21 protein-coding genes are annotated in these 23,130 nt (G+C 64.9%); 9 read left to right on the top strand and 12 right to left on the bottom strand.

Translation table 11 applies throughout. From position 1 onward, the window contains the following. Nucleotides 1-86: 86 nt before the first annotated feature. Nucleotides 87-2,042 (bottom strand): molecular chaperone DnaK, encoded by a 1,956-nt coding sequence (gene dnaK, locus ACEN9T_RS11920; RefSeq protein ID WP_092972525.1) that lies wholly within the window; start codon nt 2,040-2,042, stop codon nt 87-89. Nucleotides 2,043-2,306: 264 nt separating this feature from the next. Between dnaK and ACEN9T_RS11915 the strand changes: the two genes are divergently transcribed. Continuing rightward, a complete protein-coding gene (locus ACEN9T_RS11915; RefSeq protein WP_092972523.1) occupies nt 2,307-3,602 on the top strand; it encodes a phospholipase A in 1,296 nt (431 codons plus the stop codon). A gap of 12 nt (nt 3,603-3,614) precedes the next feature. Here the strand turns inward: ACEN9T_RS11915 and rnk are convergent, their stop codons facing one another. The 4 genes from rnk to grpE form a co-directional block, all read right to left on the bottom strand. Continuing rightward, nucleotides 3,615-4,022 carry a nucleoside diphosphate kinase regulator gene (gene rnk, locus ACEN9T_RS11910; protein ID WP_092972521.1) on the bottom strand — a complete coding sequence of 136 codons (408 nt, stop codon included), beginning with the start codon at nt 4,020-4,022 and terminating at the stop codon, nt 3,615-3,617. A gap of 177 nt (nt 4,023-4,199) precedes the next feature. Further along, nucleotides 4,200-4,340, bottom strand: a complete 141-nt coding sequence (locus ACEN9T_RS11905; protein ID WP_252690730.1) for a hypothetical protein — start codon at nt 4,338-4,340, stop codon at nt 4,200-4,202. Between the two features lie 13 nt (nt 4,341-4,353). Beyond that, nucleotides 4,354-4,779 carry a thioredoxin family protein gene (locus tag ACEN9T_RS11900; RefSeq protein WP_413708445.1) on the bottom strand — a complete coding sequence of 142 codons (426 nt, stop codon included), beginning with the start codon at nt 4,777-4,779 and terminating at the stop codon, nt 4,354-4,356. 14 nt (nt 4,780-4,793) lie between these two features. Next, nucleotides 4,794-5,441 carry a nucleotide exchange factor GrpE gene (gene grpE, locus ACEN9T_RS11895; protein ID WP_092972517.1) on the bottom strand — a complete coding sequence of 216 codons (648 nt, stop codon included), beginning with the start codon at nt 5,439-5,441 and terminating at the stop codon, nt 4,794-4,796. 263 nt (nt 5,442-5,704) lie between these two features. On the opposite strand from grpE, the gene ACEN9T_RS11890 reads away from it, so the two are divergent. Continuing rightward, on the top strand, nt 5,705-5,899 hold the full coding sequence (locus tag ACEN9T_RS11890) for a hypothetical protein (RefSeq protein WP_413707806.1): 195 nt from the start codon (nt 5,705-5,707) through the stop codon (nt 5,897-5,899). A gap of 21 nt (nt 5,900-5,920) precedes the next feature. On the opposite strand, the gene ACEN9T_RS11885 is transcribed toward ACEN9T_RS11890, so the two are convergent. From ACEN9T_RS11885 to hutU, 6 genes are read right to left on the bottom strand one after another with little or no spacing between them, the layout of a single operon-like run. Beyond that, complete coding sequence (locus ACEN9T_RS11885) at nt 5,921-6,319, bottom strand: RNA-binding S4 domain-containing protein (protein WP_092972514.1); 399 nt, start codon at nt 6,317-6,319, stop codon at nt 5,921-5,923. Then, complete coding sequence (gene hemH, locus ACEN9T_RS11880; protein WP_092972512.1) at nt 6,316-7,431, bottom strand: ferrochelatase; 1,116 nt, start codon at nt 7,429-7,431, stop codon at nt 6,316-6,318. Before hemH ends, ACEN9T_RS11885 begins: the two co-directional genes overlap by 4 nt. Nucleotides 7,432-7,487: 56 nt before the next feature. Further along, nucleotides 7,488-8,723, bottom strand: a complete 1,236-nt coding sequence (gene hutI, locus ACEN9T_RS11875) for an imidazolonepropionase (RefSeq protein ID WP_413707805.1) — start codon at nt 8,721-8,723, stop codon at nt 7,488-7,490. Continuing rightward, nucleotides 8,716-9,693, bottom strand: coding sequence for a formimidoylglutamase (hutG, locus tag ACEN9T_RS11870; protein ID WP_413707804.1), 978 nt, complete (start codon nt 9,691-9,693; stop codon nt 8,716-8,718). The genes hutI and hutG overlap by 8 nt, the downstream gene beginning before the upstream one ends. 2 nt (nt 9,694-9,695) lie before the next feature. After that, entirely contained in the window at nt 9,696-11,252 is a 1,557-nt protein-coding gene (gene hutH / locus ACEN9T_RS11865; protein ID WP_413707803.1) for a histidine ammonia-lyase, read from the bottom strand. A gap of 25 nt (nt 11,253-11,277) precedes the next feature. Beyond that, a complete protein-coding gene (gene hutU / locus ACEN9T_RS11860; protein WP_413707802.1) occupies nt 11,278-12,996 on the bottom strand; it encodes a urocanate hydratase in 1,719 nt (572 codons plus the stop codon). 154 nt (nt 12,997-13,150) lie between these two features. Between hutU and hutC the strand changes: the two genes are divergently transcribed. Together hutC and ACEN9T_RS11850 are read left to right on the top strand one after the other, a co-directional pair. Next, nucleotides 13,151-13,864 (top strand): histidine utilization repressor, encoded by a 714-nt coding sequence (gene hutC / locus ACEN9T_RS11855; RefSeq protein WP_012762808.1) that lies wholly within the window; start codon nt 13,151-13,153, stop codon nt 13,862-13,864. A gap of 140 nt (nt 13,865-14,004) precedes the next feature. Then, nucleotides 14,005-14,352, top strand: coding sequence for a carboxymuconolactone decarboxylase family protein (locus ACEN9T_RS11850; RefSeq protein WP_092972502.1), 348 nt, complete (start codon nt 14,005-14,007; stop codon nt 14,350-14,352). A gap of 41 nt (nt 14,353-14,393) precedes the next feature. On the opposite strand, the gene hrcA is transcribed toward ACEN9T_RS11850, so the two are convergent. Further along, nucleotides 14,394-15,452: a heat-inducible transcriptional repressor HrcA gene (gene hrcA / locus ACEN9T_RS11845; RefSeq protein WP_092972501.1), complete on the bottom strand. Its 1,059-nt coding sequence runs from the start codon at nt 15,450-15,452 to the stop codon at nt 14,394-14,396. Nucleotides 15,453-15,563: 111 nt separating this feature from the next. On the opposite strand from hrcA, the gene ACEN9T_RS11840 reads away from it, so the two are divergent. From ACEN9T_RS11840 to ACEN9T_RS11820, 5 genes are all read left to right on the top strand, one after another. Continuing rightward, nucleotides 15,564-16,508 carry an NAD kinase gene (locus ACEN9T_RS11840; RefSeq protein WP_413707801.1) on the top strand — a complete coding sequence of 315 codons (945 nt, stop codon included), beginning with the start codon at nt 15,564-15,566 and terminating at the stop codon, nt 16,506-16,508. A 145-nt stretch (nt 16,509-16,653) separates the two neighbouring features. Continuing rightward, on the top strand, nt 16,654-18,360 hold the full coding sequence (gene recN / locus ACEN9T_RS11835; protein WP_413707800.1) for a DNA repair protein RecN: 1,707 nt from the start codon (nt 16,654-16,656) through the stop codon (nt 18,358-18,360). Nucleotides 18,361-18,453: 93 nt separating this feature from the next. Then, complete coding sequence (locus ACEN9T_RS11830; RefSeq protein WP_092972498.1) at nt 18,454-18,918, top strand: hypothetical protein; 465 nt, start codon at nt 18,454-18,456, stop codon at nt 18,916-18,918. Between the two features lie 259 nt (nt 18,919-19,177). Continuing rightward, nucleotides 19,178-20,830, top strand: coding sequence for an MprA protease, GlyGly-CTERM protein-sorting domain-containing form (gene mprA / locus ACEN9T_RS11825; protein WP_413707799.1), 1,653 nt, complete (start codon nt 19,178-19,180; stop codon nt 20,828-20,830). A gap of 225 nt (nt 20,831-21,055) precedes the next feature. Beyond that, complete coding sequence (locus tag ACEN9T_RS11820) at nt 21,056-23,113, top strand: S8 family serine peptidase (RefSeq protein ID WP_413707798.1); 2,058 nt, start codon at nt 21,056-21,058, stop codon at nt 23,111-23,113. The last annotated feature ends 17 nt before the right edge of the window (nt 23,114-23,130 follow it).

The raw sequence follows: 23,130 nt of genomic DNA, 5'->3' as shown, positions 1-23,130 counted from the left end.
AGCCGAGCGTGACATCAGGTGCGTCCCGCACAACCCGATGATCACTGCCCGGCGTACCGCAACGTCCGCCTGGCGGACGAGTTGGCTTACTTCTTATCGTTCACTTCCTTGAACTCGGCGTCGACGACGTTATCGTCGTGCGGCGCGCCTTGTCCGGCTTGCGCGCCTGGCTGGGCACCGGCAGCGGCTTGTTCCGCACCGCCGGCCTCGCCCTTGGCTTGCATGTCGGCATAGACCTTTTCGCCGAGCTTCTGCGAGGCGGTTGCCAGCGCTTCGGTCTTGGCGTCAATCGCGGCCTTGTCGGTCCCCTTCAGGGTCTCTTCAAGTTCCTTGATCGCGGCTTCGATCTTGTCCTTCTCGCCAGCTTCCAGCTTGTCGCCGTACTCGCCCAGTGCCTTCTTGGTGGAGTGCACCAGCGCTTCACCCTGGTTACGGGAGTCGACCAGTTCGCGCAGCTTCTTGTCTTCCTCGGCGTTAGCCTCGGCGTCCTTCACCATGCGCTCGATCTCGGCTTCCGACAGGCCGGAGCTTGCCTTGATCGTGATCTTGTTTTCCTTGCCGGTCGCCTTGTCCTTGGCGCCCACGTGCAAAATGCCGTTGGCGTCGATGTCGAACGACACTTCAATCTGCGGCGTGCCGCGCGGTGCCGGCGGAATGCCCTCAAGGTTGAATTCGCCCAGCATCTTGTTGCCGGAGGCCATCTCACGCTCGCCCTGGTACACCTTGATCGTCACGGCCGGCTGATTGTCGTCGGCGGTCGAGAACGTCTGCGAGAACTTGGTCGGGATGGTCGTGTTCTTACCGATCATCTTGGTCATCACGCCACCCAGCGTTTCGATGCCCAGCGACAGCGGCGTCACGTCCAGCAGCAGCACGTCAGTACGGTCACCGCCCAGCACCTGACCCTGGATGGCGGCGCCCACGGCAACAGCCTCGTCCGGGTTCACGTCCTTGCGGGCTTCCTTGCCGAAGAACTCCTTCACCTTTTCCTGCACCTTCGGCATACGCGTCATGCCGCCGACCAGGATCACGTCGTGGATGTCCGACACTTTCACGCCAGCATCCTTGATGGCGGTGCGGCACGGATCGATCGTACGGGCGATCAGGTCTTCGACCAGCGCTTCGAGCTTGGCGCGCGTGATCTTCAGGTTCAAGTGCTTCGGGCCCGAAGCATCGGCCGTGATGTACGGCAGGTTGATTTCGGTCTGTTGCGTGCTCGACAGTTCGATCTTGGCCTTTTCAGCGGCTTCCTTCAGGCGTTGCAGCGCAAGCACGTCCTTCGACAGGTCGACGCCCTGCTCCTTCTTGAACTCGCCGATGATGTAATCGATGATGCGCTGGTCGAAATCTTCGCCGCCCAGGAACGTATCGCCGTTGGTCGACAGCACTTCGAACTGCTTCTCGCCGTCCACGTCGGCAATCTCGATGATCGAGATGTCGAACGTACCGCCGCCCAGGTCATACACGGCGATCTTGCGGTCGCCCTTCTCGTTCTTGTCCAGGCCGAATGCCAGCGCAGCCGCGGTCGGCTCGTTGATGATGCGCTTGACGTCCAGACCGGCGATGCGGCCGGCGTCCTTGGTGGCTTGGCGCTGCGAATCGTTGAAGTAGGCCGGCACCGTGATCACGGCTTCGGTCACTTCCTCGCCCAGGTAATCCTCGGCGGTTTTCTTCATCTTGCGCAGGGTTTCAGCCGAAATTTGCGGCGGTGCCAGCTTCTGGCCGCGCACTTCCACCCAGGCGTCGCCGTTGTCGGCCTTGGTGATGGTGTACGGCATCAGGCCGATGTCCTTCTGGACTTCCTTTTCTTCAAACTTGCGGCCGATCAGGCGCTTGACGGCGTACAGCGTGTTCTTCGGGTTGGTCACCGCCTGGCGCTTGGCCGGGGCACCGACCAGGATCTCGCCGTCTTCCATGTAGGCGATGATCGACGGGGTGGTGCGAGCGCCTTCTGCGTTCTCGATCACCTTGGGGGTGTTGCCCTCCATGATGGAGACGCAGCTGTTGGTGGTACCAAGGTCGATACCGATGATTTTGCCCATGTTCTTGCTCCTCGAATCTGGTGTCAGGACTGCACTGAATACAAACTTGGATCGGATGTGGGAGTGCCGTCCGGCTTTTCAAGGCCGAATTTTGAAAAGTTGAGCATTTTGGCCGGTTTTTCTTGGGAAAGCACCCGAAAACGTGCGCTACCGGGCAAAAACGCGTGTTTTGAACGCCCAGAGCCGCAAACCAGGCACAAAAGGTGTGGGTGTTACCCTTGCGCGCATTGCCACTCGCCGGACGCCAACCCGGCTTTTGCGCCCATGCCTTTGCACCCTCTCCGAACCATTCTTGGCGCTGCCCTGCTTGCCGCATGCGCCGTGCCCTCCGCCGATGCCGCCGTTGCCCTGCTCCAGCCCTCCCGCCGCGTCAACGCCAACCAGCCCTTCACCCTGACCCTCGTCATTTCGGGCGATGCCGCTCAGCGCAGCTATGCCGTCCCGGCCAAGCTGCGCGTAACGGCCAGCGCTGATCTGCAGGGCCCGGTAGAAGTGATTCTTGATCGACACAATGCCGGCGCCGAAACCCTTCACCTGCGTCCGGGCCAGGTCCGCACCGTCACCTACACCGGCACGCTGCCCGAGGTACTGCGCGGTACGGTTCGGATCGATGTGCCGGATCTGGATGCGGCGCCGGTTCTGGTGACACTCGTGCGCGGCGCAGACGCCCCGCAGATTGCCGCCGATGGCGCCCCCACAGGCGCCGCCCGCAACGCCGCCGCCGAAGCGACCCGCCCCGGGGGGGCGCTGGGCACCAATCCGAATGCGCCCGCTGCCAACGCAGCCGCTACAGAGCCCACTCCCCTGACAGTGGCCGGCAACGGCGAGGCATCCCGCCCGCCCGAAGAAACCGCGCGCCTGACTTTCCACGAACCCATGTTCGCCGCAGTGGGCGCACACGGGGGCCTGAACGCCAAGTTCCAGTTGAGCTTCAAATTCCGGATTTTTCAGCCAGAGAACCCGGCATCGGCAGCACTGCTGGATAACGTGTACTTCGGTTATACGCAGTTCTCTCTGTGGGATGTGGGCAAGGAATCGGCGCCGTTCCGCGATACGAACTACCGGCCCAGCGTGTTCTATTACCGTCCCGATACGGGCATCCATGGCGGCGCCCTCACGCGGCTATCGTTCGCGGGCGGCATCGAGCACGAATCGAACGGCCGCGACGGCGACGCCTCACGCGCCATCAACACCGTGTTCGTACGCCCGACGTTTCACTTTGGTGATCTGAACGATTACCACTGGAAGTTCGAGCCCAAGCTGTACGCGTACCTCACGCGCACCGGCAACACTGACATCGCGCACTACCGTGGTTTTGGGGATTTCCGCGTGTCCTACGGCGCCCCCAATGGCTGGGAATTGGCCGCCACGCTACGCAAAGGCACCCGCAAAGCCTATGGCAGCGTCGACGCGCAATTGACATATCCGATGAGCCGGATCTTCACCGGCACGGCCGGCTACCTATTCATCCAGTATTTCACCGGCTACGGCGAGAGCCTGCTCGACTACAACCACAAGCTGGGCTCGCAGTTGCGTGTCGGGTACAGCCTCTCGCGATAGGACGCGGCCGGCTTACAGGGTGTGCTGGCCGCTGGCCTCGGGCTGGAACGCAACGCGATCGATGCGCAAGGAACGCTCGGCACCATTGGGCGCCGAGTATTTGACCGACTTGCCCGCACGCGCGCCCAGCAGCGCAGCGCCCATCGGCGAAAGAACCGACAGCTTGGCCGAGGTCACGTTGGCGTCTTCCGGGTAGACGAGCGTCCACTCTTGCTCTGCGCCGGCGTCATCAACCACGCAGACGACGGAGTTCATGGTCACCACATCGGCGGGAATCTTGTTGCCGGGCACCACGTTGGCACGGGTAATCAGGTCGTCGACCAGATCGGCCAGCGGCGAGTTGCTGCCCGCGCGGGTGGCGGCATTTTCCAGGCGGGTGAGGTCCAGCTCGGTCAGGTAGATGGCGGCTGCTTTGGACATGACGATCTCCTACAGGTCAATGTTCAACACTAGGCAAAGCCGCTGCCGATGGCCTTCCGGGCCAATGCAACGCAGCGGCAAGAAAACCGGCGGGCACACAAGCCGGCCGGCGGTGATACGAAACTGAAACTTCTGGTGGGAGTGAAGAGAGCCCGGCGGCGACGTGCCGCAGGGGCACTAGAACAACCGCCGGGCGGCGGCAAGGGCCGCGGTCATCGCCTGGGCGGCGCGCGGCGAGGTGCGCGCCACACGCTTGCGGCGCACGGCACGGACGGACGAAACGATAAGGAAGGCCGCAACCATCGGCATCGACGTCATGATGGTCGCTGCCTCAGATAAGCGGCTTGCCCGCCAGCTTGTTGCGCGCATTGGCAACGGCGGCGGCAAACTGCGCGTGGCCATGCCAACCGGTCGCCCGGCCGAGCTTCTTGCCACGATGGAAGAACATGAACACCGGAACGCCATGCAGGCCAAAGCGCTGGCCCAATTCCGGGTGTGCGTAGACGTTGACATGGAGCCAGTTCAGCTCATGCTCACGCACAGCGGCCGGTTGCGCGAGCATGGCTTTCTTGGCCATCTCGCAGTTGAAGCAATCCACGCCCCAGAAGAATAGGCACACGAGCGCATCGCCCGCCGCCGCAATGGCTGCGTCGAAGGTCTCGGTGTTCACCTCGCGCATGCCAAACGCCGCGAACGCGGTCTTATCGACCGGGATCGCGCCGTTGGCGTCTTGCGAAGTGGTGGTGCTCTGGAGGATCACGGGGCGTCAGCTTACTTGGGCGCCGCCACCGTCACGAGCGCGGGGCGCAGCACGCGGTCGGCCAACGTGTAGCCGCGCTGAAGCACCGCCACCACGGTATTGGCTTCCTGATCAGCGGGGACCATCGAGATCGCTTGATGGCGATGCGGATCGAACTTTTCACCCACGGGGTTCAGCTCGGTCACACGCCCCTTTTCGAACGCGGCGTAAAGCTGCTTGAGCGTAAGTTCAACGCCCTCACGCAGCTTGGTGGCGTCGCCCGACGTGTCGGCCAAAGCGGCCTGAAGGCTGTCCATCACCGGCAGCAGGTATTCCGCAAAACCTTCGATGGCGAACTTGTGGGCCTTCGCCACATCGTCCTGACCACGGCGGCGGATGTTCTCGCCTTCGGCCGTGGCGCGCGCCCAGTTTTCATAATTCTGGCGCGCCTTTTCTTCAGCGGCTTCCAGTTGACGGCGCAGTTCAGCGATGTCCATGTCGGCCACGGCTTCTGCCACGGCGGCTTCGTCACCGGCGACAGCCTGAGCGTCGGCGCTTGCGCGCTGAGCCTGGCTCGAATAAGCGTGGGCCGCCTGGCCCGTCGCCGACTGGTTCGGCTGGGTGGCTTGGGTGTCCGCTGGCATGTCCGAGTTCGAGGGGGTGTCCGGAGTGTGTTTCATAGCGCTGGATAAAAGGGAATCGACGCACGGCATGTGCCTGAAGACGATCCGCTGGATTTTTACAAACGATTTGTCCCCGTTATGGGGCATTTGGCGCGCTTTTCAAGGGCGCCGGATGCGCGACAACTGTGCGCCGTGCATCACGAAATATGGGGTTACAACTTTCATCAGAATGCAACGGCACAGCAATTGCGAGGCCCTTATGGGCCGCCTATGATGCAAGAAAAAACTGGGGGGCGCGAGCTTCTTTGAGGGTTCGTACCATGCACAACAAGCTGCCCGTTCTGACCGTGCTCCTGCTGTTGACCCTGACCGCAGCCACAACGTTCATTTGCCTGTCTGGGGCCGTCACACCGCGTTATACGGAGTACGGTAGCGGCAAGGCATTCTTCAAGCACTACATCATCAAGCCTGCGCAGATGCAGCAGATGCCGCGCGGCTTGAGCTTATCAAGTTAGCACACACTCGCGCGGAGTGCGTCATTCTCCGCCGAGTTTATCGATGCGCCGCCGGTCCCGCTTGGTCGGCCGGCCGGCGATTTGTGTGGCCGGTTCCCGATACAGTCGACGTTTGTCCGCACTCTCTTCGCGTTTTAAGCGGCTGATGTCCGTCTCGGCGTAAAGCGTTTGTGCGACCGACGCAGGGCCGCGCACTTCGGCCAGTGCCAGTACTTCCACTTCCCACTGTTGTTCATGCGCGTGCACTCGCACGCGGTCGCCAATCTTGACATCCTTGGCGGGGCGAACCGGCTGATCGTTGATCTGCACGCGACCGCGCTCCACCGCATCAGTCGCCTGCGACCGCGTCTTGAAGAAACGCGCCGCCCACAGCCATTTGTCGATGCGCACGCGGTCAGCCGCGTCGGTGCTCACTTTCATGCGGCAGCGCCCTTGCTCTGCGCGCGCGTGCGACTCGCTTCCAGCACATGCGGATGCGTCAGCGTGAGGGGCCAGCCCTGCAGATGCGCCAGCGCAATGTCGGCAATGCCGGCGATCCATGCCTCGCTGTCGTTCAGGCACGGGATGTAATGGAATTCCTTGCCGCCGGCGACGCGGAAGGTCGACTGCCCTTCCATGGCGATCTCTTCCAGCGTTTCCAGGCAATCGGCCGGAAAACCCGGGCAGAACACGTCGACGCGATTGGTGCCGACGCGGCCAAGCTCTTCCAGCGTGGGCGCGGTGTACGGCTGCAGCCATTCGGCGCGGCCAAAGCGTGACTGGAACGTGACCAGGTACTGACCCGGCTGCAGACTGAGCGCTTCGCCCAACAAGCGGCCGGTCTTCAGGCATTCGCAGTGGTAGGGGTCACCCAACTCCAGCGTTCGTCGCGGCACGCCATGGAACGACAGCACCAGTTTGTCGCCATGCGCAAAATCAGGTGCGCCGTGCTGTGCCCAATACGCCCCCACCTGCTGGTGCAGCGCATTGATGTAGGCAGGGTCATCGTGGAAATGCTTGACCAGCCGCAACTCCGGCTGATTGCGCATTTCGCCCAGCACGCGGAAAACCTCATCGAAGGCCGTGGCGGTGGTGGTGCCGGAATACTGCGGATACATCGGCAACACGAGGATGCGCTCGACGCCCTGCTTGCGCAGCGCCTGCATGACGGACGGAATCGAAGGATTGCCATAGCGCATCGCACAGGCAACCACCACATCGTGGCCCTGCGCGTTCAGCAGTTGCTGCAGCGCATGCGCCTGGCGCTCGCTGTAGACAAGCAGCGGCGAGCCGGTCATGTTGGCCTCACGCAGCCAGATGCTTTCGTACTTGTGCGCCGACGCCCGCGAACGCAGCGGCACGATCAGCACGTTGAGGATGAACCACCATGCGGCGCGCGGAATTTCCACAACGCGGGGGTCGGACAGGAACTGACGCAGGTAGCGGCCGACCTCGCGCGGCGACGTGCCGTCAGGCGTACCGAGGTTGACGAGCAGGATCGCCGTGCGATCGGGCTGGCCGTGCTGGAACAGGGGTTCGGGCAGGAAGGGCATGGGCGCGGGTTCGCGATAGACCGGCCGATTATACGAGCCGCGTCGTCGCGTGTTCCTTACGCCACCAAGGCGCCGTCCTTGACCACGCCCACACACGGGTTCAGCCCCATCGCGTACGCCAGATCGGCGGGCCGATCGATGCGCCAGAGCGCGAAATCGGCGGCGCAGCCTGGAGCCAGCACGCCACACGTACCTGACAGGCCCAGCGCTGCGGCAGCATGACGCGTGGCGCCGGTCAGCGCTTCCAGCGGCGTCAGGCGGAACAGCGTGCAGGCCATGTTCATCGCCAGCAGCAGCGACGACAGCGGCGATGTGCCAGGGTTGCAGTCGGTCGACACGGCTATGGGCACACCGGCGGCGCGCAGCGCGGCCATCGGCGGCAGGCGCGTCTCGCGCAGGCAGTAGAACGCGCCGGGCAGCAGCACGGCCACCGTGCCGGCTTGCGCCATGGCGGCAACACCTGCATCGGTCAGACATTCGAGGTGATCCGCAGAAAGGCCACCATAGCGTGCGACCAATGCCGCGCCACCCTGATCGGAGAGCTGCTCGGCGTGCAACTTTACCGGCAGGCCCAGGCGCTGCGCGGCATCGAACATACGCGCCGTTTGTGCAGGCGTGAAGCCAATGGTTTCGCAGAAGGCGTCGACGGCGTCGACGAGACCTTCTGCCGCGAGCGCAGGCAGCACATCGGTGCAGAGGTGACTGATGTAGTCATCCGCGCGGCCGGCGAATTCAGGCGGCACGGCATGCGCACCGAGGAACGTTGTCCGCACGCGCACCGGCAACGCCTGGCCGAAGCGGCGCGCAACCCGCAGCATGCTGCGCTCGGTTTCCAGGTTCAAGCCGTAGCCGGACTTAATTTCGACGGTGGTGACACCTTCGGCGCGCAGAGCATTCAAGCGAGGCCGACTGGCTTCGGCCAACGCGTCTTCGCTGGCCGCACGCGTGGCGCGCACGGTGGAGAGAATGCCCCCGCCCGCCCGCGCGATCTCTTCGTACGGCACGCCGTTCAGGCGCGCTTCGAATTCATTGCTGCGATTGCCGGCGTAGACGAGGTGCGTGTGGCAATCGATCAGGCCGGGCGTGAGCCACGCGCCGCCGCCATCGTGCTCCCGCGTTGCGCGGGCATTGACGGGCAGATCGGCCCGGTAGCCAAGCCACGCAATGCGGCCATCCTTGACGGCGATGGCACCGTCGCGGATCTCGCCGTAGCCGTCAGCATCGGCGGTGAGCGTGGCGAGGTGGACGTTGGTCCAGAGCGCATCCCAGTGCGGGTTGGCCGGATCAGTCATGTGCGGCTCCCTGCAGGCCAATGCCGTCTGCCACGCGCGCCACAAGACGGGCAGCAACACGTGCCGTGTGGTTGTCGATGTCGAGCGACGGGTTCAGTTCCGCCACATCCGCCAGCCGTAGCTTGCCGGAGCTGACCACGCGATCGACGATGGGCTCGATCACGTCCATCCCCACGCCGCGTGCGGATGGCGCGCTCACCCCAGGGGCAACAGCGGCCGGCAGCACGTCCAGGCACATCGTCAAATAAACGTGATCGACCTGGCTCAGGAACACCTCGACCACCTTCAGCACGTGGGCGAGTTGCATGACGTCCATCTCGTCGTCGTGCATCCAGCGCACGCCGAGCTGGCGCGCACGCGCGAACAGCGCTTCGGTGTTGGCGTAGGTGCTCACGCCCAGGCAAGCGTAGTGGAACGGCCAGCCGCGCCGCGCGCAGTCTTCTGCGATCTGGCGGAAGGGTGTGCCCGAGCTGCCGCGCTCACCCGCACGCAGATCGAAATGCGCGTCAAGGTTGAGAATGCCGATTCGCGGGAGCTGATCGGATTTCGCCGCCAGATGCCGCGCCAAGCCCCCGAACGAAGCCCATGCGATCTCGTGCCCGCCGCCCAGGGCGATCGGAAACGCACCGCGGTCGAGCAAGTCCTGCAGCACACCGGACAATTCGCTCTGCGCGTCTTCCAGCGCATCGCCCTGGCATGTGACGTCGCCCGCGTCGACGACCACACGGCCGGCACGCGCGGGCAGGTTCGCGAGCATCTTGCGGATGGCGGCCGGGCCCGCCTGTGCCCCGGTTCGCCCGTGGTTGCGTGCGACGCCCGCATCGCAGGCAAAGCCCGCCAGGGCGACGGTGTTGGCCAGCGGCGTCGATGCATCGATACGGCGCACCGTCTGGTGCCAACGCAAGCCCAGCGGGCCTTCTTCCGCATCGACGCGGCCTTGCCAGACGTTCGGTTCGGCTTGGGCGAGCATGGTCAGACGAGTGCGAGTTCGCCGACGTGCGCGCGGCACGAATCGCCGAGGTCGCCGTCGAGCACGAGGCGGCGGGCGCCTTCGATGTCGGGAGCGAACAGGCGATCTTCACCGTAGTACGCCACGCGCGCGCGGATGCAGCCATGTGCCTTCTGCAGCGTGTCGGACGTCGCCAGCGGCTTGTGGAAGTCAATGCCTTGCGCTGCCGCCAGCGCTTCGATACCGACGATGGTGGCAGTGTTCTCTGCCATGTCCTGCAGACGGCGGCCGGCAAAGGTCGCCATGCTGACGTGGTCTTCCTGGTTGGCGGAAGTCGGCAGGCTGTCGACGCTGGCCGGGTGGGCGAACGTCTTGTTTTCCGAAGCCAGCGCGGCCGCAGTGACGTGCGCAATCATGAAACCCGAGTTCAGACCCGGCTGCTCGACCAGGAACGGCGGCAGGCCCGACAGCGTGGAGTCGATCAGCAACGCGATGCGGCGTTCCGACAGCGCACCGATCTCGGCAATCGCCAGCGCAAGCATGTCGGCAGCAAACGCTACCGGTTCGGCGTGGAAGTTGCCGCCCGAAATCACTTCACCGGCGTCGGCATAGACCAGCGGATTGTCGGTGACTGCGTTGGCTTCGGTGAGCAGCGTGGCGCCGGCTTGGCGGATCAGATCGAAACATGCACCCATGACTTGCGGCTGGCAGCGTAGGCTGTACGGGTCTTGCACGCGCTTGTCGCCCACGAGGTGCGACTGGCGGATGGCGCTACCGGCCAGCAGGTTGCGGTACACCGCGGCGGTCGCAATCTGGCCTGGCTGGCCACGCACGCTGTGCACGCGCGGGTCGAACGGTGCATCGCTGCCCTTGGCGGCATCCACCGACAACGCACCCGACACGGTGGCAGCTTGCAGCAGACGCTCGGCCAGGAACAGGCCGTTGAGCGCCAGCGCAGTCGACACCTGCGTGCCGTTGATGAGCGCCAGGCCTTCCTTGGCAGCCAGCGCAATCGGCTCGATCCCGGCCGCAGCCAGTGCCGCACGTGCCGGCGTGCGCACGCCATTCACGCGCACGTCGCCCTCGCCCAGCAGCGCCAGCGTCATGTGCGCCAGCGGTGCCAGATCGCCAGACGCGCCCACCGAACCCTTGGACGGAATGCACGGCACGATGCCGGCGTTCAGGAGCGCCAGCAGCGTGTCGATCACGACACGGCGCACGCCCGAATAGCCGCGCGCCAGGCTCGCTGCCTTCATCAGCAACACGAGGCGCGCCACGCTGTCGCTCAGGTCTGCGCCGGTGCCGACCGCGTGCGACAGGATCAGGTTGCGTTGCAGGCGCTCCAGCTCATGTGTGGCGATCTGCGTCTTGGCCAGCAGGCCGAATCCGGTGTTGATGCCGTAGGCCGGCGCGCCCTTGGCGACGATGGCCTGCACAGTGGCCGCCGAGGCTTCAATGGCGGCCGCGCAATCGCCCGACAGCGCAACAGGCGTCGGGGCGAGCCAGACGCGGCGCAGGTCGGCAAAGGACATTGCGCCCGGCTGCAACGTGATGATGGGGGGCGTGGTCATGGTGTTCATAGCAATACAAGAAGATGTCTTTAACTTAGCCGATCATCGGCAGGTTCAAACCATTGCGCTTGGCGCAGGCGATGGCGGTTTCGTAACCGGCATCGGCATGGCGCATGACGCCCGAGCCCGAATCGTTGACGAGCACACGGCCCAGACGCTTGGCCGCCGCGTCGGAGCCGTCGGCGACGATCACCACGCCCGAGTGCTGCGAATAGCCCATGCCGACACCACCGCCGTGGTGCAGCGACACCCACGTCGCGCCGCCGGCCGTGTTGAGCAGCGCGTTGAGCAGCGGCCAGTCCGATACGGCGTCGGTGCCGTCGCGCATGGCTTCGGTTTCGCGGTTGGGGCTGGCGACCGAGCCCGTGTCGAGGTGATCGCGGCCGATCACGATCGGCGCCTTCAGCTCGCCATTCTTGACCATCTCGTTGAAAGCCAGACCGGCCAGGTGCCGCTCGCCCAGGCCCAGCCAGCAGATGCGGGCGGGCAGGCCCTGGAAGGCGATGCGGTCCCGCGCCATGTCGAGCCAGCGATGCACGTGCGTGTTGTGCGGGAAGAGTTCCTTGATCTTGGCGTCGGTCTTGTAGATGTCTTCCGGATCGCCCGACAGCGCCACCCAGCGGAACGGGCCCTTGCCCTCACAGAACAGCGGACGGATGTAGGCCGGCACGAAGCCCGGGAAGTCGAAGGCGTTTTTCACGCCCTGGTCGAACGCGACCTGGCGGATGTTGTTGCCGTAGTCGACGGTCGGAATGCCCATGGCCTGGAAATCGAGCATGGCCTGCACGTGCACGGCGCAGGACTTCGCGGCCTCGTCAGTCAGGCGGGCGTGCTGCGACGGATCGCGTTGCGCAGCACGCCATTGCTCGACCGTCCAGCCAATCGGCAGATAGCCGTTGACCAGATCATGCGCCGAGGTCTGGTCGGTCACCAGATCCGGCTTCAGGCCACCGGAGCGTGCACGCTTGACCAGCTCCGGCAGGATTTCCGCCGCATTGCCGAGCAGGCCGATGGACACGGCCTCGCCGCGCTCGCAATGGTGGCGAATCAGGTTGAATGCGTCGTCGATGTCCTTGGCTTGCTTGTCGAGGTAGCGCGTACGCAGGCGGAAATCGATGCTCGATTGCTGGCACTCGATGTTCAACGACACGGCGCCGGCCAGCGTGGCGGCCAGCGGCTGGGCGCCGCCCATGCCACCCAGGCCTGCGGTCAGGATCCACTTGCCGGCCAGCTTGCCGTCGTAATGTTGGCGGCCGGCTTCGGCAAACGTCTCGTACGTGCCTTGCACGATGCCCTGGCTGCCGATGTAGATCCAGCTGCCGGCAGTCATCTGACCGTACATGAACAGGCCCTTGCGATCCAGCTCGTTGAAGTGTTCCCAGTTCGCCCACTTGGGCACGAGGTTGGAGTTGGCGATCAAGACACGCGGCGCATCCGGGTGGGTCTTGAACACGCCCACCGGCTTGCCCGATTGCACAAGCAGCGATTCGTCGTCGTTCAGCTCGCGCAGCGTTTCCAGGATCTTGTCGAAGCAGGCCCAGTCGCGCGCGGCGCGGCCGATGCCGCCATACACGACGAGGTGCTTGGGGTTCTCGGCCACATCCGGGTCGAGGTTGTTTTGCAGCATGCGGTAGGCGGCTTCGGTCAGCCAGCTCTTGCAGTGCAGCTCGGTGCCGCGCGGGGCGCGGATTTCACGCGAAGCGTCGTAGCGCGGATCGTTGTTCAGGTGGGCAGCGTTGGTCGGGGCGTTCATGTGAGGTCTCCTGCGAACTCCTTTGTCATGGAGCGCATCTTATGTTGTATATACAACTTAGGCAAGAAAACTTTACAAGCTAAGAGCAAACCCTGATGATGACCGCCATCCGCACATCACTTCCGCGGCCCTAACCGCACCGCAAGCCACGCCCATGTCACACGACCCGTCCGCCAGCACCCCCGCCTTCCAGCGCATCAAGGAAGACATCCTCACGCGCATCCGCAGCGGCGAGTGGCAAGAGGGCGAGATGATTCCGGGAGAGACCACGCTCGCGCAGACCTTTGGCGTCTCGCGCATGACGGTCAACCGCGCGCTGCGCGAGCTGACCGCCGAGCAGATCCTCACGCGCGTGCAGGGGTTGGGAACGTTCGTCGCACAGCAGAAGTACCAGGCGACGCTGGTGGCGATCCGCAACATCGCGGAGGAAATTGCAGCGCGCGGTCATCAACATCGCGCCGAACTGCACAAGTTGGAGCGCGCCCGCGCCAACGAAGCGATGGCAGCTTCGTTTGGCGTGCCGGCCGGCCGCGTGCTCTTTCATTCACTGATCGTGCACTTCGAAAACGACCTGCCGATCCAGGTGGAAGACCGTTGGGTGAACGCGGCGTTGGCGCCCGAATACATGGAGCAGGATTTCACGCAGACCACGCCGAACGCCTACCTGATGCGTGCCGCCCCGTTGCAGGGTGTGGATTACGGCATCGAGGCCCGACTGCCTCCGCGCGAGATTGCGGAGATGCTGCACATGGACGTGCGTGAACCCTGCCTGATGCTGCGGCGCAAGACGCTGTCGCAAGGCCAGGTCGCCTCGGTGGCGACGATGTGGCATCCGGGCGGGCGTTATCAGTTCACGGGCAGTTTCTGAGCGCCTCGTTGCGCTACATCATGACCTTGTCCCTGGGTGCGGACGAGAATGCTCGAAAGGGAAAGGATGCGCGGCGGGTTGCTCCGATACGCCCTGCCCGCTACTCCCACACTCCACACCCGGCCCAGGAGAGCACTGTCATGAGCGGCATGCCCGAATTCAAAAGCGTGGTCAAAGATGTGTCTGCGCACATGCGCAACTTGCGCGAATCGCAGCCAGAGCTGATGGCTGCGTTCAGCCAACTGGCGGCGGCCGGCACAAAAGACGGTGCACTGAGCAAGAAGACGCGAGAACTGGTGGCGCTGGGAATCGCCATCGCCAGCCGCTGCGACGACTGCATCGGCTTCCATGTCCAGGCGCTGGTCAAACTCGGCACAACCCGCGCTGAACTGGAAGAGGTACTGGGAACAGCCGTCTATATGGGAGGCGGCCCTTCGATGATGTACGCCACGCATGCGCTGGCGGCGTTTGAGCAATTCTCGGCCTGAGACATTGGCGGGCCGCTTCGCCCGCCGCAGGCCGCGCTGCCTCAATACTGGCTGAGCGTGCTGGACAGCAGCTTGGCCGTGATATCCACAATTGGGATCACGCGCTCATATGCCATGCGCATCGGCCCAATCACGCCAAGTGTGCCGACGATCTTGCCGTCCACCTCATACGGCGCGGTGATGACCGCCATGTCTTCGTGCGGCACAAGGCTGCTTTCGCCGCCGATGAAGATCTGCACGCCCTCGGCGCGGCTCGATACATCGAGCAACTGCAGCAAGCCGGTCTTCTGCTCGAACACGGCAAAGAGCCGGCGCAGCTTGTCCATGGACGAAGACAGGTCCTCTACATCCAGCAGCTTGCGCTCGCCCGAGATGACGACCGGTTCTTCCTCCGACGCCGCGCTGCTGCCCGCCTCCACCGCCGCCTGCATCAGCGCGGTCATGTCGGCCTGCAGCGCAGACAGCTCGCCGCGCAGGCTTTCGCGCACCGCATCGAACGTCTGGCCGCCATAGTGCGCGTTGATGTAGTTGGCCGCTTCCACCAATTGCGACGGGGTGTAAGGCGTATCGGTATGGATGATGCGGTTCTGGACGTCGCCTTCGGGCGTGACGACGATCAGCAGGATGCGAGACTCCGACAACCTCAGGAATTCGATCTGCCGGAACGTATGTGTGCGACGCGGCGTCATCACGATGCCGGCAAACTGCGAGAGGTTGGACAAGGTCTGCGCCGCCGCCGCAATCACCCGCTGCGACGATTCCGACCCATGCGACGCCAGTTGCGTGCGCACCTGCTCTGCAATCGCACCCACCATCTGCTGCGCCATGCGGTCCTGCGTGCTCAGCACATCCAGCGGGCTGGCCGTCAGCATCGTGTCGACAAAGAGGCGGTAGCCGCGCGGCGTCGGCACGCGTCCGGCCGAGGTGTGAGGGCTGGCGATGAAGCCCATCTCCTCGAGGTCGGACATCACATTGCGGATAGTGGCCGGCGAAAGATCGAGCCCTGAATACTTCGACAAGGTGCGCGAGCCCACGGGCTGGCCCTCGGCGATATACCGTTCGATCAGGGTCTTGAGGAGGATGGTGGCGCGCTTGTCCATAATTCTTCAATTTTACGCAAAATCGGCGCCAATCTACGGGTGATGTCGGCGTTTCTCCACTAAACACGCGCTGACGTGGCGACGGTCATATCGATATGGTGTAATGCGCGCATGTCGATTCCCCCGTCTGCCGTGGCCCCGCAAGCTCCCGCCGCCTCGTCTTCGCCTGTTTCGCCTTTCAAGACCGTTGCGCTGGTCGGCCGGTATTCGGCCGCCAACATTGCCGGCCCCCTCATGGAACTGGCGTCGTGCATTGCCGCGCGCGGGCATGACATCGTGTTCGAGCGCGAAACGGCGCTCAACATCGGCGTCCAGGATTACCCTGCCCTGCCGCCCGAAGAGATGGCGCGCCACGCCGATGTGGCCGTCGTGCTCGGCGGCGACGGCACGCTGCTCGGCATCGGGCGCCACCTGGCCGGTGCCAGCGTTCCCGTGATCGGCGTCAACCACGGGCGGCTCGGCTTCATGACCGACATCCCGTTCGACGACGTGCACACCGTGCTGCCCGACATGCTGTCGGGCCGCTACGAGGCCGAAACCCGCACGCTGCTGCAGGCCCAGGTCGTGCGAGACGACGAAGTCATCTTCTCTGCCCTCGCCTTCAACGACGTCGTGGTCAACCGCTCGGGCACTTCGGGCATGGTGGAATTGGCCGTGTCGGTCGACGGCTTCTTCATGTACAACCAGCGTTCGGACGGCTTGATCGTTTCCACGCCGACGGGCTCGACGGCGTATGCGCTGTCCGCGGGCGGCCCGATCCTGCATCCGGCGCTCTCGGGTCTGGTGCTGGTGCCCATCGCGCCGCACTCGCTGTCGAACCGGCCGATCGTCATTCCGCAAGACGCGGAGGTGGTCATTCAGGTCACCAGCGGGCGCGATGCCAGCGTCAACTTCGACATGCAGTCGCTCACGTCCTTGCTACCCGGTGACCGCATCGTGGTGCGCCGCTCGGAACGCACGGTGCAGCTGCTGCACCCGATCGGGTACAACTACTACGCCACGCTACGCAAGAAGCTGCACTGGCACGAGTACCCGACCGAAGACAACCGGCTCTAAGAACCTGCCCATGATCCTACTGCGCAGCCCGATCTTGAACCTGCGATGCTCGCCGTACGCATGTACAGCTGCGCTTCTCGCTTCAACATCGAGCCGCTCGCTCCGAATCATGGGCAGGTTCTAAAACTCCACGCTGACCCTTTCCATGCTGCGCAGCCTCACCATCCGCGATTTCGTCATCGTTCACGCGCTGGATCTCGATCTGGCCGACGGCTTTACCGTATTCACGGGCGAGACCGGCGCGGGCAAATCCATCCTGATCGATGCACTCGCGCTCACGCTGGGCGAGCGCGCCGATGCGGCCGTCGTGCGCGAAGGTGCGCCGCGCGCTGACATCACCGCCGAGTTCGACGTGCACCCGCAGGTGGCCGCATGGCTCGAGGCGCATGAACTGCACGACGACGAGGGCGTGATTCTGCTACGCCGCACGGTCGATGCAGCAGGCCGCAGCAAGGCCTTCATCAACGGCGCGGCCGTCACACTGGCGCAACTGCGCGAAGTGGGCGAGCAACTGGTCGACATCCACGGCCAGCACGCGCATCAGTTGCTGCTCAAGGCGGATGCGCAGCGCAGCCTGCTCGACGCTCACGCGGGCCTGGAAGGTGCCGTGCGCGTGGTCGGCGAACGCTACCGGGAATGGCACGCCGTGGTGCGCGCACGCGAAGCTGCCGAGCAGCACTCGCGCGAAGTCCAGCTCGAGCGCGAGCGCATCGAATGGCAGGTCAACGAATTGCAGAAGCTTGGCCCCCAGCCGGGCGAGTGGGAAGAGGTGCAGGCCGAGCACCGCCGCCTGTCGCATGCGGCCAGCCTGATCGAAGGCACGCGCACGGCGCTGGACGGTTTGTCCGAGTCGGAAGGTGCGGTGCTCACGCAACTGGGCGCGACGCTCCATACGCTGCGTGAACTGGCCGAGATCGACCCGGCGCTGGCCGATGTGCTGGCCGCGCTGGAGCCGGCCGAGGTGCAGATCCAGGAAGCCGTGCACACGCTTGCCCGCTATGCCGATCGCGCGGAGCTGGACCCGGACCGCCTGGCCGAAGTCGACGCGCGCATGCAAGCGTTGCACACCATGGCGCGCAAATACCGCGTCGCTCCCGAAACGCTGCCAGCTGAACTGGCGGAACGCCAGGCGCAACTCGCCGCGCTTCAAGCTGCATCCGATCTTGAGACGCTGCAGGCCCAGGAAGCGCAAACCCACGCCGCATATATGGTGGTCGCGCAATCGCTGTCGCGCGACCGCGCAAAGGCCGCGCGCGAGCTGGCCGACGCGGTGACCGGCGCCATGCAAGGTCTTTCAATGGCCGGCGGGCGCTTCGACATCGCGCTGCATGCGTTGGAGCACAGCGGCGCGGCGGGGCTGGAGCAGATCGAATTCCTCGTCGCCGGGCATGCGGGCGTTTCGCCGCGGCCTTTGGCGAAAGTCGCCTCAGGCGGCGAGCTGGCGCGGATCAGCCTGGCCATCTCGGTGATTGCCAGTGAGGCGAGCCCCACGCCCACGCTCATCTTCGACGAAGTGGACTCCGGCATTGGCGGTGCAGTGGCAGAAGTCGTGGGGCGGCGCCTGCGCGAACTCGGCATGCGCCGCCAGGTGCTGTGCGTCACGCACCTGCCGCAAGTGGCCGCGCTCGCCAATCACCATATTCAGGTCGCCAAGCAGACGGTGGCAGGCAGCACGCGGTCCGACCTCGTGGTGCTGGACGCCACGGGCCGGGTGGATGAGATTGCCCGCATGTTGGGCGGCGCGTCGCTCACCGACACCACGCGCCGTCATGCAGACGAGATGCTTACCGCGGGCCGTGCGCCATCGGCACCGGAATCTTCAGCGCGGAAATCCCGCCGCGCGGCACAGTGATCATCTATACCGGAACCATTGCCGCCAGAGTTGGCACAACGGTTCCGGCTGCACACGCGACAAACATCCTCTACCGAATCCAAGGAGAACCTCATGGCCCGCATGGCCCGCACGATCCAACCGGCTGCCCGCCCTCGATCCCTGCTGTCGACCGTCAAGCCCGCGCTGGCGGTGGCTCTAGGCCTGTGCCTGCTGGCCGCGTGCAAGTCCGTGCCGGCCATTGACCCGGGCAAGCCGCCTGCCATGGACCCGGCCTCGGTCAACACCCAGCCTCCGGCTTCCGTGTCGGCTGCACACAGTCTGGGCGACGTCATCATCGGCCTGAGCACGCCCACCACCTCGTCCGCCACCGTGCAAGGCGTGCTGGATGCTGCGGGCGCACGCGCAACGCCACGGCTTGCGTTTGCGGTGGTACGTCCGATGTCGGGTGGATTCTGGGTGGTGCGCGCCAGCTCGGGCGATGCATCGGCCACGCTGGATGGCGCGGTGGCAGCGTTGCGCAGCACGCCCGGCATCGCCTCGGCCGACCCGGATCGCATCATGAAGATCCAACGCTGAACTGCTTAGCACCACTCCACACTGTGAATGATCGGGCGCTGCGGGGCGGCCCGCTTCCATCTCATTTCCCCTGGCAGGCCTGCATTCTGCTGGGGCCGGCGCACCGACCGGCCTTTTCCCCCTCGCAAACGTGATCGGCCACCGCCACCACACCAAGCGGGCGAGTCGCATGCTACCTTTGGTTTTGTGTAACGGTCTGTCAACGATCACATCCTGACGACGTTTCTCATTACAACGAGACACCACGGAGCACGCGCTGATGACCCCCTCCCTCTTCCGGTTGAAGTCTTGGCTGTGCGCTGGCGCCGGCCTTGTCTGCCTTGCCTCGGCGATGGGCAGCCAAGTCGCCGCAGCTGCCACACCGCAGCCGCAATACACCGGTGACCTGATCATCAAATGGCGCGACGACACGAGCGGCACGCGCAAGGCGCTCTCTGCCAGCGAGGCTAGCAACCGCTTGTTGTCGGTAGCGCAAGCGGCGGGGAGCACGCTGCAGATCAAGCGTACGCTGGCTACCAATGCGCAGCTCATGCACACGGGCCTGACCGATGCCGCCAGCATCCAGGCGACCGTCGACAAGATCGCGAAGGACGCCCGCGTGGCCTATGTGGTGCCAGATCGCATCCTGCGGCCCAACACCATTCCGAACGATCCGCTGTTTGCCACGCAGAACAACCTGGCCGCACCGGCGCTGGTGCCCGGCGGCATTAACGCGGCCGCGGCGTGGAGCATCACGCAGGGCTCGACGGGCATCGTGGTGGCGGTGGTCGATACCGGCTACACCGATCATCCCGATCTCTCAGCCAAGATCCTGCCGGGCTACAACTTCATTTCGGACCCGGCGCGGGCCGGTAACACCTTCGGTCGCGGCACGGACGCGCATGACCTGGGCGATGGCGTAACCAGCACGCAATGGCAGAACATTTCGGGCTGCACCAGCAACGACGTCGCCAACAGCAGCTGGCACGGCACGGAGGTCAGCAGCGTGCTCGCCGCCCAGACAAACAACACGCTTGATATCGCAGGGGTCGGCTGGAACACGCCGATCGTGCCGGTGCGCGTGTCGGGCAAATGCGGCGCGTTGCTGTCTGACACGGTCGACGGCATGTTGTGGGCAGGCGGCATCAACGTGTCAGGCGTGCCGACCAACGCCAACCCGGCCCGCGTGGTGAACGTGAGCCTGGGCAGCACAACGCAGTGCTCTGCGGCAGAACAGGACGCCGTCAACCAGTTGGCCGCACGTGGCGCCATCGTAGTGGCCGCCGCGGGCAACGAAGCCGCACAGACCGTTGACGCGCCGGCCAATTGCACGGGCGCCATCGCCGTCACCGCGCACGTCGACAGCGGCGAGAACGCCAGCTACGCAAACGTGGGGCCCCAGGTGGCGTTGTCCGCGCCGGGGGGCGGCTGCGGCAACTCGAAGGTCGTCACAACGACAAATCCGGCAACTTGCGCGGAACCCGTTTCCGTTATCCAGGCCGACTCCAACGACGGTGCACAGACTGTCGGCAACCCCACGGTCAAGTCAGTGGCTGGTACGAGCTTCTCCACGCCTGAAACAGCGGCCACCATCGCGCTGATGCTGAGCGTGCAACCGCAGTTGTCGAACGCGCAGATATTGGCCGGCCTGAAGCAGACCGCGCGGCCACATCCGAGCGGCACATTCTGCGCAGTGAACACCGGCATCTGCGGAGCGGGCCTGCTGGATACCGCAGGTGCCGTCAGTTATGCGCAGAATACGGCGCCGGCAGGTGCGGGCAGCGGCTCCTCGGGGTCGAGCGGCTCAACTGGGTCGACGGGCGGTACCAGCAGCGGCGGTGGTGGCGGTGGTGGGGCCGTGCCGCTGATTGGGGCTGCGCTGCTGTTGGCGCTGGGGTTGGCCAGCAGCAAACGACGTCCGCTTTCGCGTTGAGACCGTCATACGGTTCACGAAACCGCCTCCCTGCGAGGCGGTTTTTTATGGCTCAACGCAGATGTGCGTGGCCTTTCAGCCGGCGTTGCCCGGGCCATAGCTGCCCAGGCTCGCGATACTAGGGTTTCTACCTAAACCCAACGAACATTCGCGACATGGAAATCCTTTAGGAAAATGCCTCGGCAAAATTTCACAATCCTCACAAAAACAATCGAGGCGATTCGCATGAAGACAGGGGTCTCAGGGGGTGTGGCTCGCGCGCTGGTGGCGCTCGGGCTGGCGTCGTATCACGCCGTGCCGGCGCTGGCAGTGGGCAGAACCACCACGCCGGCACCGCAGTTGCAATGGGTGACGCAGCTCATCGTCAAAGAGAAAAACAGCGGCCTGAAGACGCAATCGGTTGCGCCGGGAGCCGCCGTTGCGCGCGCTGACGTTGCGGCGGTGCAACGTTGGTCGGTCGCCGCGCAATTGCCGGTGACCTATAAGCGCGCGATGTCAGGCGGCGCCCACGTGGTCACGCTGCCGAGCACGATGTCGGTGGCCGACGCACAGACGGTAGCCCAGCGGATGCAAGCGAGCGGCCAGTTCGAGTACGTCTCGCCGGATCGCATCATGCGGCCGACCTCCGTGCCCAACGATCCGAAGTTCGTGAATCAGTGGAGCCTGTGGCCGAGCACCGTTGTTGCCAGCGGCCCGGCTACCCCGGCTGTCGGCGGAGCCAACATCACGACCGCATGGGATTCGACCAAGGGCGCCAGCACGGTCAATGTCGCCGTCATCGATACGGGCCTCCTGGCCAATCATGAGGACTTCGTGGGCGCAAATATCCGCCCCGGCTACGACTTCATCAGCAACGATGTCTACAACGCGATGCCCGACCCGGCCAGCCACAAGACCGTGCCGCTGGGCTTCGTTGAAAACGACCCGTTGGACACGCCCGCCGGCCGCGACACCAACCCGTCCGACCCGGGCGACTGGGTGACTACCCAAAACGCCGCGGACTATCCAACCTACTGCGGCAGCGCGTCCGACAGCAGCTGGCACGGCACTTTTGTCACGGGCCAGATCGTCGCGCAGCACAACTCGGTCGGCATCGCGGGCATTGCGCCCAACGTTACGATCCAGATGGCCCGCGCGCTCGGCAGGTGCGGCGGCGCCACGTCGGACATCATGGACGCCCTGGCCTGGGTGACCGGCGACAACGGTGTGCCGGGCGCAGGCGGCGCGGCGCTGCCGCCGAACTCGCCGATGGCCCAGGTCGTCAACATGAGCCTGGGTGGTCAAGGCACGTGCTCCAGTGCTGAACAAGCCGTCATCACCGCTGCCCGTGCGCGCGGCGCCACCATCGTCGTGGCGACCGGCAACGACGGCTTGAATACCATCAGCACGCCGGCCAACTGCAAAGGCGTGATTGCAGTGACGGCGCATACCGTCGATGGCGATCTCGCCGTTTATGCCAACGTGGGCAGCGGTACAACGCTCAGCGCCCCCGGCGGTGGCCCGGGCGCGATCGTCAATACGGGCAGCGCTGGTGCGGTCAGCAGCCGGCAGATTGTGTCGTTGTCCAATCAAAGCCTCACCTCGCCGGACACAGGTACGAGCTACTACACGACCGAGATGGGCACCTCGATGGCCACACCGCATGTGGCTGCGGTTGCCGCGCTGTTGCTGTCTCACAAGCCGACGCTGAGCGTGGATGATATCCAGGCGATCCTGACGCAATCGGCGCGCGCGTTCCCGGCCGGGACGTTCTGCACGCAGAACCCCGGGCTCTGCGGTTCCGGCATGCTGGATGCCGGCGCGGCCATCGCGCTGTCGGTCGGCACGCCAACGGTCAGCGTGTCGAGTTCGGCGAGCACGATTGTGGCCAACAGCCCAGTCACGCTCACGGCCGTCGTCGGTGCTGGCTTTGGCAATACGTTCCCGAGCGGAGGCATCCAATGGACGCAGACCAGCGGCCCTGGCGTGACGCCCACGGTGGCCGGCCCGGACAGCAACGGCAACGTCACCGCCACCTTTACCCCCAGCGCCGCCGGCACCTACAGCTTCACGGTCACGGTCACGAATAACCTGGGCGGCACGGCCTCGGCATCGACTTCCGTCACAGTGACGGCGCCGCCGACAACCACGCCTGGCACCGGCACGGGCACGCTGCCCTTCAGTGGCGGCACCAGCGGAACGGGGTCCCTGAACCAGAGCGGTGGCGGTGGCGCTCTCCCCCTGGGACTGGCGGCCCTGCTATTCATCAGCGGTGTACTGACCTCCCGCCGTCGCAAGGGCTGATCGAGCACTCTCGCGAT

The organism is Ralstonia sp. Ralssp110 (assembly GCF_047325135.1).
Taxonomy (GTDB): Bacteria; Pseudomonadota; Gammaproteobacteria; order Burkholderiales; family Burkholderiaceae; genus Ralstonia; species Ralstonia mojiangensis.
Note: the sequence above shows the minus strand (reverse complement) of the source record. Positions and strands in the feature narration are given on the sequence as shown.